Origin of the sequence: Microbulbifer variabilis, from assembly GCF_020524905.1 — a bacterium.
GTDB classification, from domain to species: Bacteria; Pseudomonadota; Gammaproteobacteria; order Pseudomonadales; family Cellvibrionaceae; genus Microbulbifer; species Microbulbifer variabilis_A.
The window spans coordinates 354,566-369,771 of the sequence record NZ_JAIVKI010000001.1; the positions used below are offsets into that span (position 1 = coordinate 354,566).

The window sequence follows — 15,206 nt, forward strand, 5'->3', positions numbered from 1 at the left end:
AATTGCCCGGTTAATGGGGGCGGTTTTGGCTACCTTCGCGCTCTGCTGCGAGAAGAATTCGCTCGCAGGCCCCCCTATCCAGTGCCGAGGAGCGCTGTGCCAGCTGCTCCGCCAGCCAGCTGGTGGAGTGACGCTCGCCCTCCAAGGCCAATTGCTCGAGCTGCCAGATCACGTCGAGTAGTAACTGGCGCTCCAGCTTGTCTTCGCCTTCCTGGCTGGAAAACAGCCTCGGCTCAAGTCGCTCCAAATCGCTGCGTTTCAGCACCAGTTCCGCCAAGCTAGGGTACCAGCGGCCGCTAAATGGTTCTGGACGTTGATGGTAGTCAAATGTGATTCGCAGGCGATTTCCCTCGGCATCCTCCAATAAAGGCGTGTCTTGTTCATAAGCGGGCAGGGCGGGACTGTGACGAAGTATTCCAACAACCGCGCGCCAGTCGCTGTGATTATCTGTGCAAAGGCGTAAGGGCTCGACCAGCTCTCTCTGCCCCTTTCGGTTGAGAAAAGTCAGCTTTTGTCCCGGTCGATACCAGTAAAGATCAAGAAGCTTCTCCTCAGCTAAATCTGCCAGGTGGGCGCTGGTTAAGGGCTCTTCCGCCAGTGCACTCAGGTGGCTGACGGCCTGTTGAACGCTCAGCCACTGCTTGCGGTGGAAATGTTTGCCATTGGTCGTCGCCATTTGCTACTCACGCCTCGCGTTTCACACCCAGAATTTTAGTAGCCTCGGAATGCTAGCGCCCTAAGGGCTTTAGGCTGGTTTGGCCTGTCATCATTGCTGTTTATTTTTTAACAAGCGCATATCAGGCAGGAGCAAATGCTTGTTACTCCTACCGTTGGCCGAGGAGGGAGCAAGCACATCATGTACCTGTAAATTCCTATACCTAGGTAAATATTACGCGGGTGATTGGCGAATGGATGAAGCCCGCCATTCATTGTCCAGCGAAAAGCGATAACAAGCCAAAGTTTAATTATAGAGAATTTCCACATGCACTCTCAGGCGCGCTCAGCTGGCGATAATTACCTTAAGAGTTGGGGGATAATGGTGAGTGATGCTGTCGGCTGGCGTGTACAATGGCACTTTTATTTGCCTGGGGGGCTTATGAAGTTACGACACGCTCTTTTACCGCTGTTTCTCTCTGCAAGCCTATCAATGCCTGTTGTGGCTGGGGTATCGGCCCAGGCGCAGAATGCATCCGACTATGCGGTCGATAAATATGAGGGCGCCATGACGGAGACCCTGGCAAGCTTGGTGCGTTTTGAAACCGTAGCCCGGGAAGACCTGCCATTGGATCGCAACCCCGAATTTACAGGCTTTAAAAAGGTCCTGCAGGAGAAGGCCGGAGATCTAGGGCTGGAATACCAGGATTTCGGTCATGTTGTGGTAATAGCCCTGGGTGAGGGCCCAGAAAAAGTGGGTATTGTTACCCATGGGGATGTCCAGCCAGCCAATCCGGCCAAATGGCAGAAGAGCCCGTTTGTTTTGGATGCCGAAAGTGAGCCCGGTAAGCTGATTGCCCGTGGTAGTGAAGACGATAAGGGTCCCATCGCCACAGCACTCTACGCAATGAAAGCGATCAAGGATCAAGGGGTACCCATGAAGCGCAGGGTTGAGCTTCTGGTCTATTTAGCGGAAGAGTCGGACTGGGAACCCCTCAAGCAATTTCTGAAAACTTACCCCACCCCCGCCTACAACATCACCATTGATGCCAACTACCCGGTAGTAACGGCAGAGAAGGGTTGGAGTGAGGTACAGGTCACCACGGCTGGTGCACTGCCAAATAACTTTGATAAACCCTATGTAAAAAGCTTCTCCGGGGGTTACTTTCGCAGTCAGGTGCCGGATGAGGCGCGTGCGGTACTGCAAAATGTCAGTGCTGAGTTAGTGGCAGCTATTCGTGCTCGTGCCGCTCAACACACGGCCACTTCTTTTGAATTTATCGGCGGTAACGGCAGTGTAGAGATTATCGCCCGCGGTGTGGCTACCCATAGCTCAGAACCTGAGCACGGGGTTAACGCGATTGCTTATTTAGCGGATGTGCTCAATGTGTATGAGTGGCCCACCAATGGTCCCGGTTCGACGGTACGTTATTTGAATGACTTGGTTGGCACTGGCATCCTGGCCGAGCAGTTTGGTGATATCGCTTACAGCGATACATTTATGGGGCCTATGACGGCGGCGGTTACCATGGTGAAGGAGACAGATTCTGGCCTGACCAGCTATCTCAACCTGCGCCGTCCAACAGGTAAGACTGCCCCCCAACTGGAAAAGGAGATCCACGCAGCCCTAGCCGATTGGAAGGAACGCACGGGAATTGCTCTTGTAGATACAAAAGTTACCCTGGGGAATCCCTACAGGGTGGACGATGCTCCCCATGTAAAACCACTCTTACAAGTTTTTCGCCACTTTACCGGTAAGGAAAACGCTGAACCTGTAGCGATTGGAGGTTCCACTAATGCCAAGCTGCTGCCAAATGCCGTGAGCTTTGGCCCTTCTATGCCGGGAGCTGCTTATACTGGGCACTCAGAGCATGAATTTATTACGGTTGAGCAGTTTCGCCTGAATTTAAAAATGTATACCGCGATGATGATTGAGGTAGCTAACCTCTAGTCTGGCGAGCTGTGGAGACTTTATACAGAAGTAGGATAGTGTGCTCCCGAATATAGCGAGGTAGCTGTTAATTGTTCGGGGCCCTGTCAAAAGTCTCTTTTTAATCACTTACTTTAGAAATACGAGATGTTAAATTTTCTTCCCTCTACAGTGTTATTGGTGCTGACTTCGGTACTGTTGTTTATCAGTACTATTATTTGTTTTATTCCTATTTTGTTTTTTGTTGTGTTGCGATTGATTTTCCCATTTGCCGTGCTGCGAAAAGCGTATACAACTATTTTTATGTCGATTGCTGAGGGCTGGATCATTCTGAATATAGGTTGGATGAAGCTTACCCAGAAGACAAAGTGGGATGTAAAGATAGAGGGGGAACTAAAAAAAGATGGCTGGTATTTGGTGACCTCAAACCATCAAAGCTGGGTAGATATCTTTGTTTTACAAACCATTCTTAATCGGAAAATTCCTTTTTTAAAGTTTTTTATTAAACAGGAGCTGATCAAAGTTCCCGTAATGGGCATCTGCTGGTGGGCGCTGGATTTTCCCTTTATGAAACGCTACAGCAGGGCATATTTAGAAAAGCATCCGGAGATGCGCGGTAAGGATCTGGAAGCGACTAAAAAAGCTTGTGAACGTTTTAAATTAATCCCTACCAGTATTATGAATTTTCTCGAAGGTACTCGCTTCACCCAGGAGAAGCATGACAGGCAGGGCTCACCGTTCAACTACCTGCTTAAACCCAAGTCTGGTGGGATTGCCTTTGCTATACAGAGTATGGGAGAACAACTCAATCGTTTGCTGAATGTAACGATTGCTTACCCAGGTGGTATTCCTACTTTTGCAGATTTCCTTGCGGGCAAGGTGAAGCATGTAATCGTTCGAATAGAGCAGATTCGCATCCCGGAGAAATTTTTCACGGCTGATTATATGAATGATCAGGTATTTCGTGCAGAGTTTAATAGCTGGGTATACAAGCTGTGGCAGGATAAAGACCAGCTTATTGGTAGCTTGTTAAGTGAAGCTAAAAAAGCCTAGAAACGTTTTATTTTGAATTGCCGTCCAATAGGCCGCTGATGGGGGCTGATATTTCAGCCCCACCATTCTTGCAGGCTTTCACAAGAATAATCAATTAAAGCCAGATGGGCAGTTGCGCACGAATTTCATCTGGCTGGCTATCCACCAAATTTTTGCCGGTCTCTCCAGCAACGGTGGCTCGGGTGGGTGTTTTGAGTGCATCGCGCAAGCTACCAACCATATAGGGCTCCGCTACAATGTATAACTTCTCAAAGCGGCCTTCCTGACGTCCTCGCTCCAGTGTGTGAGCGATTTCTCTGGCAAAATCTTCGCCACTTCGGCGATGTAGATTTGCAAAGTTTCCCATTGCATGGCTGCCCTGGCCATGGCTGTCAAAGCTGCGTCCAGGAGCATCACTATCGACTTCCCGTCCGGATAATCGGGATTGTGGATGGAGAAGTCCTTGGATTTCGTGGAGATTGCTGGCGCGCTTTTGTGCTTCAAAAATTCTGGCTTGCGATTGGTTGGCCACAAGAACCCATGCTAAAGCCATGAGCGTATCCTCATTTTTTTACTTCCTTTTTATCCTAGTTAAATTTGGCGCCACTGACTAACTGTAAGCTAACTTGGTTGACGGGAAAGAGGTGGTCAATTTGTTCTTTATTTTCGGGGAACAAGGGTGGAATAGCGGAAAAATACAGAGAATTGTTCGCCACTCAAATCGATAGCTGTCACGATCTCTTAGATTACATTGGAATATTTTTCCTAGATAAATTTTAAATGCTCGCTGCTTTCTTTATGCCTTTTGAGATGGTTTTACCGGGCACTTAATCCTACCGACTGGCACGAAATTTCCTAGAATGAAGTCAAGATGTGAGAGGCGTAAGCCGGACCTTAGGGGCTAGCTTGCGCCTTTTGCGACATAGCCGTAGATGGAGATTGTAAGTATGAGTCTGATACCCAGAGGTTCCCTGCTCGATCTAGATAATATGTTTGAGCAGATGCTGTCGCCCAGTCGCGCTATTGGTAATGAAAGGGAAGGTTTTTTCTCGCCACGAATCGATGTGAGCGAGAAAAAAAACAGATATGAAATTAGTGCTGAGCTACCTGGTGTCGGCAAAAATGATATCAGTATCACTTTGGAGAGTGGTGTTTTAACCCTAGAGGCGGAAGTGCACCGTGAAATTAAGGAAGAGAAGGACGGTCGGATACTGCGACAGGAGCGCCGCTATGGCAAGTTCTTACGCAGTTTCAATTTAGGTGAAGATGTTCGTGAAGATGAAATCGACGCAAACTTCAAGGATGGCATTTTAACCTTGACCGTTCCCAAGCATGAAGGGCATCCGCCACAGAGAAAGCGTATCGAAGTGCATTAATTCTTTTTCCCAGCGGCAGTTTTAGTCGCTATAAATATAGCTTTTTAGAATTGGTAGAGGTAACACGATGAAAGTAAAACAAGCTATGCACCAGGGGGCAACCTGGTGTACACCAGATACCTCACTACAGGAATTGGCTAAAATCCTGCGCGATGAGGATATTGGTGCTGTCCCCATCGGTGAAAATGATCGCTTGGTAGGAATGGTAACCGACCGGGATATCGTATGCCGTGGTGTCGTACAGGGAGGTAACCTCTCTTCACTGACCGCTCGCGATGTGATGACCGAGGGTATTGAGTGGTGTTGGGAGGAAGATGACCTCCTCTCCGCAGTACATAAAATGGAGCAGCAACTGCTGCGGCGTATGCCTGTACTGAACAGTGAGAAGCGTATGGTTGGTATTCTCAGCCTCGGGGATATCACTTCGGCCATTGCCAGCAAGCAGGGCGGCCACTTCGCTTCAACGATCTCGGCTCACCACTAACCCTGCACAGCCCCAATAATAGGGGCTCATACTGCCTTGTGGACCCTGTGAGGGATATTCCCTGATGGGGTCCTCGCCCTGATCAGCCTTTTAATAGTGATTAACAGTCCCCAGAGGGGTACGCGAAATAGCAGGTGAGGGCGTATACTTCGCACTTTTTGAGGTAAACCATGGCGGTCAGTCAGGAACAGCTGCTTCAGCGCAGTGGTGGTCAGTGTGAGCTTTGCAAATCACAGAATAATCTGGAGGCTTATGAATTGCCGGAATCCTCGGCACAGGCTGAGGCCCAGGTGCTCCTGTGTCAGACCTGTCGGGACCAATTGAATAATCCAACTCAACTCGACAGTGGCCATTGGCACTGCCTCTCTGACAGTATGTGGAATCCGGAGCCGGCGGTACAAGTACTGGCTTGGCGTCTTCTCAAGCGGCTGTCTTCGGAAACCTGGGCGCAGGACTTGTTCGACATGCTGTACTTGGATGACGATCTGCTCAGCTGGGCTCAAGCCGGAGCCCTGCCCGAAGCGGGCGATATCCTGGTTCACCGCGACAGCAATGGTGTTCAACTCCAGGCAGGTGATAATGTGACCATTATTAAGGACCTGGATGTTAAAGGTTCCAGTCTGGTTGCTAAACGCGGTACCGCAGTTCGTGGAATTAGCCTGACAGATAATCCAGAGCATATCGAAGGGCGTGTAGAGGGGCAGCGAATCGTAATCCTGACTAAATTCGTCAAGAAAATTGGCTGAAGTTCTTTTATTGCTGAAGTTCTTTTATTGAGAGTATCGTTTGGGATTGTTAGCGGCGGAGGCTTAGCTCTCCGTCACAATCTAGCCCCGGTTAAATTACTTGAATGGATTTACCCTGCGTCATACGCTCATACTCTGTCGTTCTAGCTGATGCGCAAAGTCATGGCGGTCGATACCAAGCCGACCATTGGCGTTTATAGGAGCGAGATGGCAACCTGTTTGCCTATCGCATCAACTATCGCCATAGCCATAAAGGTGCTGAACAATACAGTGATTTGGCCTTTGGAGCCGCTTGTCAATCATTTAAAGAATTGGCAGGGGGAGATATTCGCCCACACCAAGTGCATTTTTGCCATGCTCCACTCTCTCCGCCTCAGCGCTATCGTGAGTATTTTGAAGCCGAAGTATTTTGGGGCCAGAAATGTGACTGTCTTATATTTGACGCCGAACTATTGCTGAGGCCTTTGAATGCATCGAGTGCCAGTCTAGTGAAATATTTTTAGGCATACACCCAGGTTCTGATTCAGGGACAACGGAGTGATATTGCCGGCCAGGTGTGAACACTGATTTTGCAGACACTGGGAGCTAAGCAGCGTAACCTGGCACAGGTTGCCCAGCTGATGAATATCCCCGTACGTACTTTGCAGCGGCACTTAAGCACCGCTGGAACCTCTTTCAAGCAGCTTCTGCAGGACGCGCGTATGGAAACAGCCAGATGGCATTTGCGTTCATCCAATATCGAAATTGGGCTACTTTCTGCGAGTCTTGGCTATACAGATACCAGTGCTTTCTCTAAGGCCTTCCGCGCAGTGCATGGCTACTCCCCTCTGCAGTGGGGCAAACAGCAACACTGATTTTTACTTCAGCGCTTCTCAAAAATTATTTACTCTGCAGCGTCTTGCCTACTTCCATTTCCGTTTTTGACTTTTGTTTTTTTGCCACGTAAATACTGGCAGGCTATGCTGGGCATCTGTTGAGTTGAGTAAATATCGATAAGGAACAACAACATGGGTACAGAGACGATTCGCTGTAAAGCTGCTGTGGCCTGGAAAGCGGGTGAGCCGCTTTCTATCGAGGAAGTTGAGGTGATGCCGCCGCAGAAAGGCGAGGTACGTATCAAGTTAATGGCAACAGGTGTCTGCCATACCGATGCTTTCACATTATCGGGAGAGGACCCAGAAGGCGTATTCCCTGCGATCCTCGGCCATGAAGGGGCGGGTGTTGTAGAGTCTGTGGGGGAGGGCGTTACCAGTTTGGCGGTTGGGGACCACGTTATACCGCTCTATACCCCTGAATGTGGAGAGTGCAAATTTTGTTTGTCTGGTAAAACGAATCTCTGCCAGAAAATTCGAGCGACCCAAGGTAAGGGCCTGATGCCGGATGGCACCACGCGTTTTTCAATCAATGGCAAGCCCATCTATCACTATATGGGGACCTCCACCTTTTCCGAGTATACGGTCTTACCGGAAATTTCCCTGGCGAAGATTAATCCTGAGGCGCCGCTAGAGGAAGTCTGTCTCCTAGGCTGTGGTGTGACAACGGGTATGGGAGCGGTAATGAATACGGCTAAGGTAGAGGCGGGTTCGACCGTGGCTATCTTCGGATTGGGCGGTATTGGCCTATCGGCGATTATTGGAGCCAAGATGGCTGGTGCCGAGCGTATTATTGGTATCGACATTAATGAAGATAAATTTGCGCTGGCAAAAAAACTCGGCGCAACAGAATGTATTAATCCAAAGAATTATGAGCAACCCATCCAAGATGTCATTGTCGAACTTACCGATGGCGGGGTGGATTATTCCTTCGAGTGCATAGGAAACGTAAATACTATGCGATCGGCGCTGGAGTGCTGTCACAAGGGCTGGGGGGAGTCCGTAATTATTGGAGTTGCCGGTGCCGGGCAGGAGATCAGCACGCGTCCATTTCAATTAGTAACCGGCAGGGTCTGGCGCGGTACCGCATTTGGCGGCGTGAAAGGTCGTTCTGAGCTGCCGGATTATGTGAATCGTTATCTGGCTGGGGAATTTAAGTTGGATGACTTTATTACCCATACGATGCCATTGGATAAAATTAATGAAGCCTTTGAATTGATGCACAAGGGCAAGAGTATTCGTAGCGTTATCCACTATGGAAATGTCTAAGCGGGATAGTCTATGTCTATTGAGCTTACCAGCAGTACCAAAACTTTTGATGGACTACAGCAACAATACCGACACCAATCCACTGCATTGAATTGCACGATGCATTTTTCGGTCTTTCTGCCCCAGAATGTAGATAGCGAAGAGGGGCATCGGTATCCAGTTCTTTATTGGTTGTCGGGTCTAACTTGCACTGATGCAAACTTTAGCCAGAAAGCGGGTGCACAGCGTGTGGCTGCGGAACTGGGTATTGTACTGGTGATACCGGATACCAGCCCCCGTGGAGAGGGGGTTGCTGACGATCCCTCCTACGACCTGGGCCAAGGAGCTGGGTTTTATGTGAATGCTTCCCAGGACCCCTGGAAGCTACACTATCGCATGTATGATTACATTGTGGATGAATTACCTGCGTTAGTTGAAGAGCATTTTCCTGTGAATCAGCGTCGTGCCATCAGTGGCCATTCCATGGGGGGGCATGGTGCCCTGGTCATAGGTTTGAGAAACCCTGAGCGTTATACCTCGATCTCTGCGTTTAGTCCGATCTGTAATCCGATTGCTTGCCCCTGGGGAGAGAAAGCTTTCGCCGCATATTTGGGCGCAGATACCACGCTCTGGGAGGAGTACGATGCATCTGTATTGGTGGGGCGCGCCATAAATCATCGACCGATATTGGTATCTCAGGGAGGTGAGGATGAATTTTTGGAGCAGCAGTTGCGCCCAGGGGCCTTACAAATGGCTGCCGAAGCCTGTGGTTATCCATTAAGATTTGAACAATATGGCGGCTATGACCACAGTTATTTCTTTATTGCCTCTTTTATCGAGGAGCATTTGCGTTTTCACGGGGATTTCCTTCTGAGGCAAGACCATTCAGAACTCTGATTTCCCCCATCCTTTTCTAGAGATGCTGTGAAGAGAGTAAAATAAATATTTAAGTTTTGTAATCTTACAGCATCTCAATTATCTCTATTATTTTTTAGTGGGAATGGAAGTAAATTAATTTTCTCTCTTAGGGGCTTCTTTAGGTGCAACCCAGCAAAGTTTTGAATGGCATCCATGCCTTATATACTTTTAATTAGGGCGTATTCTGCACCTTTATATCTTGCATCAACACAGTAATGTTCCATCTATTACTCATAATTAAGTCTTATTTCCTAACCTTAGGGAAAAGAAATCCTCAGTAGTCTGGGTTCTACTTAAAATGATTCTTAGACATCAATACTGTGCGTTCTTCCAAAATTTCAGGAAAATGAGATTTAACTTCTGCGAGTCGGCAGCTGTTATGAGCACCTATGATTGCTATTGGGCAGTTTCATATTTATTGGGGTGCTACTGCCCGACATTCCCCGATAATTTCTGCGCGTCGCTGATCGAGAGTTTGTTCAATCAGGAACCATCCATTGTTACAGAAGCCGCTCTCATCCAATAAAATTTCCATTCGTTCAAGAGCAATTTTTCTGATATCCCCGGAGTTACCTTTCCCTCCGCCGGGTTTTCCAGCACCGGGCTTCGCTCCTCTCGGCTTATCACCACCAGGCCCTCCTGCGGAGGGTGCTCGGGGAGGCCTTTCACCAGTAGGTCGCTCGGGACCAAGAGTTGCTTTGTAAGTAAAGCGCTTATGGCCGAACTCGGTGATATGTGTAACAAATGATTCTGTAGAGGGAATTTTCGGAGTTGAGCTGCAGCTGCTAGCAATTAGAGATGCCGCAATGGGGATGATTAGGGGGTACTTCACTGTTTTTATCCTGTGAGAATTGCTATCTCAGTATGACCTTATCTTGGTACAAAGGTCGGTAAAGCAGAGTAAATAATTGTAAAGCCTTGATTATACAGAAGAATAATTTGTTGAATAAGTTAATCCAAGTGTTATTTCTACAGATTACGTGTGGGAAGAATTACATTGTAAAATCGGTATTTGTTAATCAGTCCGTACAGAAAAATTACCTTTTCCCACCTCAGTTCTTCCTATGTTGAATGCTGGGCAGGGAGCAAGAAACTTAAGGGCCCTCTATGAAAAAATCACTACTTGCCCTATTTGCCGGGGCTTTTGTAGGAATATGCTACGCAGAACCTCTAACTATTGAGAGAATATTCTCAGATCCAGCTCTGAGTGGTTCTACTCCCCGGGCACTGGAATACTCCCCTGATGGCAGGCGGGTAACCTATCTGAAAGGGCGTGATGAGGACTACAACCGCTATGACCTGTGGGAATATCATATTGCCGATGGGCAATCCCGTATCCTGGTGAATTCAGATAGTTTGCATAGTGGCGATGAAACCCTCTCGAATGAAGAGAAGGCCCGGCGGGAGCGCCAGCGTATCTATGGCAGTGGCATTATGGAGTACAGCTGGTCTGAGGATGGTAAATCTCTGCTATTCCCTCTGGCTGGGGATGTTTATTACTACGACTTGGCTAAAAAGGCGGTACAAAGGCTTACGGAAACAAAGGCTTTTGAAACCGATGTGCGGGTCTCCCCAGAGGGGCGTTATGTCTCTTTTATCCGTGAGCAAAATATTTATCTTGTGGATTTGAAAAATGGGAAAGAAAGGCAATTAACGCGAGATGGCCAGGGGACTATCAAGAATGGAATGGCCGAATTCGTTGCTCAGGAAGAGATGGGGCGCATGAGCGGATACTGGTGGTCGCCGGATGATCGCCATATTGCCTTTCTTCAAGTAGATGAGTCTCCGGTGGATGAGGTAACCCGTAGTGAAATCTATGCTGATCGTATTGACCTGATTCAGCAACGCTACCCTGCAGCGGGGAGAGCGAATGTAAAAATTCGGTTAGGCATTTTGAATGTTGAATCGGGGAAAACCCGCTGGGTGAATCTTGGTGATGAAGAAGATATTTATATTCCTCGTGTGCAATGGGCGCGGAACAATTTATTAATTTACCAGTGGCAATCCCGCAATCAAAAAAAGCTGCAGCTGCGTGCTTTCGATTTGAAGAAGGGAACCGGCAAAACCCTGTTGAATGAATCCAGTGATACCTGGGTCAACTTGAGTGACGATCTTTATTTCCTTGAGGGCAAAGATCAATTTATCTGGTCTTCGGAGAGGGACGGTTTTAAACATCTCTATCTATATGACCTCAATGGGAAGCTGTTAAATCAGATAACCCAGGGTAACTGGGTCGTAGATGAAGTCGAAGCGATCGATGAAAATAAGGGGGTGGTGTATTTTACCGGGCGTAAAGATACCGCTATAGAGCGTCATTTATACCGAGCACCATTTAATGGGATTGGAGAAATACAGCGTATTTCCAACAAAAAGGGTTTGCATGATATCGAGTTCGCCCAAGATGCCTCGGGTTATATCGATAAATTTTCCAATGTAAATACCCCACCTCAGGTGAGCTTACACAATGCGAATGGCGACCTAACGACCTGGCTGGAGGAAAATGCAGTAACTAAAGGGCATCCCCTGTATCCTTATAAAGCTGACTGGATCACTCCAGAGTTTGGTACTCTTGCGGCACCCCAGGGACATCAACTCAATTATCGCCTTTATAAGCCGGCCAATTTTGACGCATCCAAGCGTTACCCGGTGATGGTTTATGTTTATGGTGGTCCTCATGCCCAGGTGGTTACCAATAGCTGGGAGAAGGCCTTCAACCAGTTTATGGCTCAGCAGGGATATGTCGTCTTTTCTCTGGATAACCGCGGTTCTGCTAACCGTGGAACGGCTTTTGAAAATCCCATCTATAAAAATATGGGTAATCCCGAAGTTGAAGATCAGGTTGTTGGGGTAGAATTTTTGCGTTCTCTATCTTATGTCGATAGCGAGAATATTGGAATCTATGGGCATAGTTATGGGGGCTATATGGCCCTGATGAGTATGTTTAAAGCGGGCGACTACTTCAAGGCGGGAGTCTCTGGTGCGCCGGTTACTGATTGGGCTCTGTACGATACCCATTATACAGAGCGATATATGGGTAATCCCAGTGCCGATGCGGATGCCTATCAAGCCTCATCGGTTTTTCCTTACAGCAAGGGACTCAAGGGATCTCTTTTGATTTATCACGGTATGGCGGATGACAACGTGTTGTTTACCAATACTACTCGTCTTATTAAGCAATTACAGGATAATGGTCAGCAATTTGAATTGATGACTTATCCTGGTAAAAAGCACAGCTTACGCGGTAAACAAACTCGTATCCATCAGTACAGCATGATCAAAAATTTCTTTGATCGGCATCTAAAAGAGCAGGGTTGAAACCCTTTGAGCTAGTTGACAAAGCTCTGAGAGAAATAAAGATCGGGCCAACAGGCCCGATCTTTATTTGGAGAGATTAAATCTACGTCAGGAACCGCTACTGTCAAAACGATCAAGGTTCATTACCTTGGTCCAGGCCTTAACAAAGTCCTGGACAAATTTTTGTTGAGAGTTATTAAACGCATAGACCTCAGCTACTGCTCGAAGCTCAGAGTTAGAGCCAAAGATCAGATCCACCGGGGTTGCCGTCCACTTCACCTTGCCGGTCATTCTATCGCTACCTTCATAAACACCCTCGGCTTTATCGGACTTTTTCCATACCGTGGACATATCCAGAAGGTTGATAAAGAAGTCGTTGGTGAGCGTTCCCGGTTTATCAGTGAATACGCCATTTTTTGAGCCATCGGTGTTGGCGTCAAGTGCGCGCATACCGCCAACCAAAACAGTCATTTCCGGTACGCTGAGTGTTAACAGACTTGCGCGGTCCACCAGCATCTCGGTGGGCGTGCGGCTGTTATTACTGCTGAAGTAATTGCGAAAACCATCAGCAGTAGGTTCTAGCATGCTGATGGAATTAACATCGGTTTGTTGCTGGGTTGCGTCTGTGCGGCCGGGCTTGAAAGGCACATTGATTTTTTGTCCGCCGTCTGCAGCCGCTTTTTCAACCGCGGCAGAACCACTGAGAACGATCAGGTCGGCGAGGGATACTTTCTTACCGCCGGATTGTGCACTGTTAAATTCCTGCTGGATTTTTTCTAGCTGCGTCAGAACCTTGGCCAGTTCCTCGGGATCATTCACAGGCCATTGTTTCTGTGGTTCCAGGCGTATTCGTGCACCATTAGCCCCGCCACGATTGTCCGAGCCGCGAAAAGTTGATGCCGAGCCCCAGGCAGTTCTCACTAACTCCGGTACGGTGAGCCCTGATGAGAGAATTTTTGACTTAAGCTGACTGATATCACTGTCATTAATTAGGGGGTGATCTACTTTTGGCACAGGGTCTTGCCAGATTTGGTCCTCATTAGGGACTTCCTTACCGAGGTAGCGAGCTCGAGGACCCATATCGCGGTGAGTCAGCTTGTACCATGCCTTGGCGAAAGCCCGTTTAAAATCCTCCGGATTTTCCTGAAAGCGTTTGGCTATTTCTCGGTAGCTGGGGTCAAATTTTAGGGAAAGATCTGTAGTAAACATGATAGGCGCATGCCGCTTGTTTTTATCGAAAGCATCGGGAACTAGGTTGGCAGCAGCCTGATCATCGGGAATCCACTGTACAGCGCCAGCGGGGCTCTTGGTTTTTACCCAGTTATATTTGAACAGGTTGTCCAGGTATTGCTGACTCCAGGTAATGGGGGCGGCAGACCAAGCTCCTTCGAGCCCCGAGGTCATGGTGTCCTCGGCATTACCTTTACCACACTTGTTTTTCCAGCCCAGGCCCTGTTGTTCAATAGGGGCCCCGGCGGGCTCGGGACCCAAGCAGTCGGCTTTTACCGCACCATGGGCCTTACCGAAAGTGTGTCCACCGGCAATTAACGCAACTGTTTCCTCGTCGTTCATGGCCATACGTGCAAAGGTTTCGCGGATATCGATGGCAGCAGCCTTGGGATCAGGATTGCCGTTAGGACCTTCAGGATTTACATAAATCAGTCCCATTTGCACGGCTGCCAATGGCCTTTCCAATTGGCGATTGCCGGTATAGCGTTCATCGGCCAGCATCTTTGTTTCTGGGCCCCAATAAACCAGGTCCGGTTCCCAGTCGTCTATGCGGCCACCGGCAAAGCCGTAAGTTTCGAAGCCCATGGATTCAAGGGCGACATTGCCCGTGAGCACCATTAGGTCAGCCCAAGATAGCTTGGCACCGTATTTTTGTTTGATGGGCCACAGTAGGCGCCGGGCTTTATCCAGATTGGCATTATCCGGCCAGCTATTTAGCGGATCGAAACGCTGCTGACCGCCACCTGCGCCCCCGCGGCCATCGTTAATACGGTAAGTACCGGCGCTATGCCAGGCCATGCGGATCATAAAGGGACCATAGTGGCCAAAATCTGCTGGCCACCAATCCTGGGAGGTCTTTAGCAGAGTCTCTATATCACTTTTTACCGCTTTGAGATTCAGGGTTTTAAATTCCTCGGCATAATTAAAGTTTTCTCCCATCGGGTTAGACCTGGGGGAGTGTTGCCGTAGGGGGCGCAAATCCAGTTGATTGGGCCACCAGAATTGATTTGACTTTGGTTGGAAGTCCTTAGGTCCTTGGCGGGTAACCGGATCAGCCACAACCTCTTCGTCAGCGGAAAATGTATTTGACGCCAGCAGAGACAGTGTGATGATTAAAGTGGAACCGAGAATAGGTCTCATTAATTGCATTGCAATCATCTCCATACGATAAGAAATGCAGACCACGGCTCTTTTAAATTGGGTTTTTTATGCCGAAGTCAAAGGGTTATATAGACTATATTGGCGACTTTATTATTGCGAGTTTTATAAGTGACTATTTTTATGGTAATTATTTTTCAGGGTTGATTGTATATAAATAATCTCGACTAGTTTTAATTTTTTTAAGTTGTTACGTCTGTTACGAAGGATGAATAAAACGAAAAGAATAAGCCCAGTTTCTTTATAAACTCTCGTAATGGTGGT

Annotated in this window: 14 protein-coding genes; 10 read left to right on the top strand and 4 right to left on the bottom strand. The window is 48.1% G+C overall.

Annotated elements, in window-relative coordinates; all coding sequences use genetic code 11:
* Positions 1-10: 10 nt before the first annotated feature.
* On the bottom strand, positions 11-676 hold the full coding sequence (locus LC073_RS01460; RefSeq protein WP_226642618.1) for a hypothetical protein: 666 nt from the start codon (positions 674-676) through the stop codon (positions 11-13).
* 420 nt (positions 677-1,096) lie between these two features.
* Here LC073_RS01460 and LC073_RS01465 point away from each other — a divergent pair, with 420 nt between their 5' ends.
* Both LC073_RS01465 and LC073_RS01470 read left to right on the top strand, forming a co-directional pair.
* Complete coding sequence (locus LC073_RS01465; protein WP_226642620.1) at positions 1,097-2,605, top strand: dipeptidase; 1,509 nt, start codon at positions 1,097-1,099, stop codon at positions 2,603-2,605.
* A gap of 126 nt (positions 2,606-2,731) precedes the next feature.
* Positions 2,732-3,637 carry an acyltransferase gene (locus LC073_RS01470; protein ID WP_226642622.1) on the top strand — a complete coding sequence of 302 codons (906 nt, stop codon included), beginning with the start codon at positions 2,732-2,734 and terminating at the stop codon, positions 3,635-3,637.
* Positions 3,638-3,731: 94 nt separating this feature from the next.
* Here the strand turns inward: LC073_RS01470 and LC073_RS01475 are convergent, their stop codons facing one another.
* On the bottom strand, positions 3,732-4,169 hold the full coding sequence (locus LC073_RS01475; protein WP_226642624.1) for a host attachment protein: 438 nt from the start codon (positions 4,167-4,169) through the stop codon (positions 3,732-3,734).
* Between the two features lie 394 nt (positions 4,170-4,563).
* Here LC073_RS01475 and LC073_RS01480 point away from each other — a divergent pair, with 394 nt between their 5' ends.
* The 7 genes from LC073_RS01480 (at position 4,564) to fghA (ending at position 9,239) form a co-directional block, all read left to right on the top strand.
* A complete protein-coding gene (locus LC073_RS01480; protein WP_226642627.1) occupies positions 4,564-4,992 on the top strand; it encodes an Hsp20/alpha crystallin family protein in 429 nt (142 codons plus the stop codon).
* Positions 4,993-5,059: 67 nt separating this feature from the next.
* Positions 5,060-5,476, top strand: a complete 417-nt coding sequence (locus tag LC073_RS01485) for a CBS domain-containing protein (RefSeq protein ID WP_226642629.1) — start codon at positions 5,060-5,062, stop codon at positions 5,474-5,476.
* Between the two features lie 170 nt (positions 5,477-5,646).
* Positions 5,647-6,222: a PhnA domain-containing protein gene (locus LC073_RS01490; protein WP_226642631.1), complete on the top strand. Its 576-nt coding sequence runs from the start codon at positions 5,647-5,649 to the stop codon at positions 6,220-6,222.
* A gap of 275 nt (positions 6,223-6,497) precedes the next feature.
* Entirely contained in the window at positions 6,498-6,725 is a 228-nt protein-coding gene (locus LC073_RS21880) for an AraC family transcriptional regulator ligand-binding domain-containing protein (protein ID WP_413231420.1), read from the top strand.
* Between the two features lie 66 nt (positions 6,726-6,791).
* On the top strand, positions 6,792-7,076 hold the full coding sequence (locus LC073_RS01500) for a helix-turn-helix transcriptional regulator (protein ID WP_226642633.1): 285 nt from the start codon (positions 6,792-6,794) through the stop codon (positions 7,074-7,076).
* Between the two features lie 153 nt (positions 7,077-7,229).
* Positions 7,230-8,363, top strand: a complete 1,134-nt coding sequence (locus LC073_RS01505) for an S-(hydroxymethyl)glutathione dehydrogenase/class III alcohol dehydrogenase (RefSeq protein WP_226642635.1) — start codon at positions 7,230-7,232, stop codon at positions 8,361-8,363.
* A gap of 18 nt (positions 8,364-8,381) precedes the next feature.
* Positions 8,382-9,239 (top strand): S-formylglutathione hydrolase, encoded by an 858-nt coding sequence (gene fghA, locus LC073_RS01510; protein ID WP_413231427.1) that lies wholly within the window; start codon positions 8,382-8,384, stop codon positions 9,237-9,239.
* Positions 9,240-9,675: 436 nt separating this feature from the next.
* Here the strand turns inward: fghA and LC073_RS01515 are convergent, their stop codons facing one another.
* Positions 9,676-10,092, bottom strand: coding sequence for a hypothetical protein (locus LC073_RS01515; protein WP_226642640.1), 417 nt, complete (start codon positions 10,090-10,092; stop codon positions 9,676-9,678).
* A 275-nt stretch (positions 10,093-10,367) separates the two neighbouring features.
* Between LC073_RS01515 and LC073_RS01520 the strand changes: the two genes are divergently transcribed.
* Positions 10,368-12,575 (top strand): S9 family peptidase, encoded by a 2,208-nt coding sequence (locus LC073_RS01520; protein ID WP_226642642.1) that lies wholly within the window; start codon positions 10,368-10,370, stop codon positions 12,573-12,575.
* A gap of 87 nt (positions 12,576-12,662) precedes the next feature.
* On the opposite strand, the gene katG is transcribed toward LC073_RS01520, so the two are convergent.
* Positions 12,663-14,933: a catalase/peroxidase HPI gene (gene katG / locus LC073_RS01525; protein ID WP_226642651.1), complete on the bottom strand. Its 2,271-nt coding sequence runs from the start codon at positions 14,931-14,933 to the stop codon at positions 12,663-12,665.
* Positions 14,934-15,206: the final 273 nt, after the last annotated feature.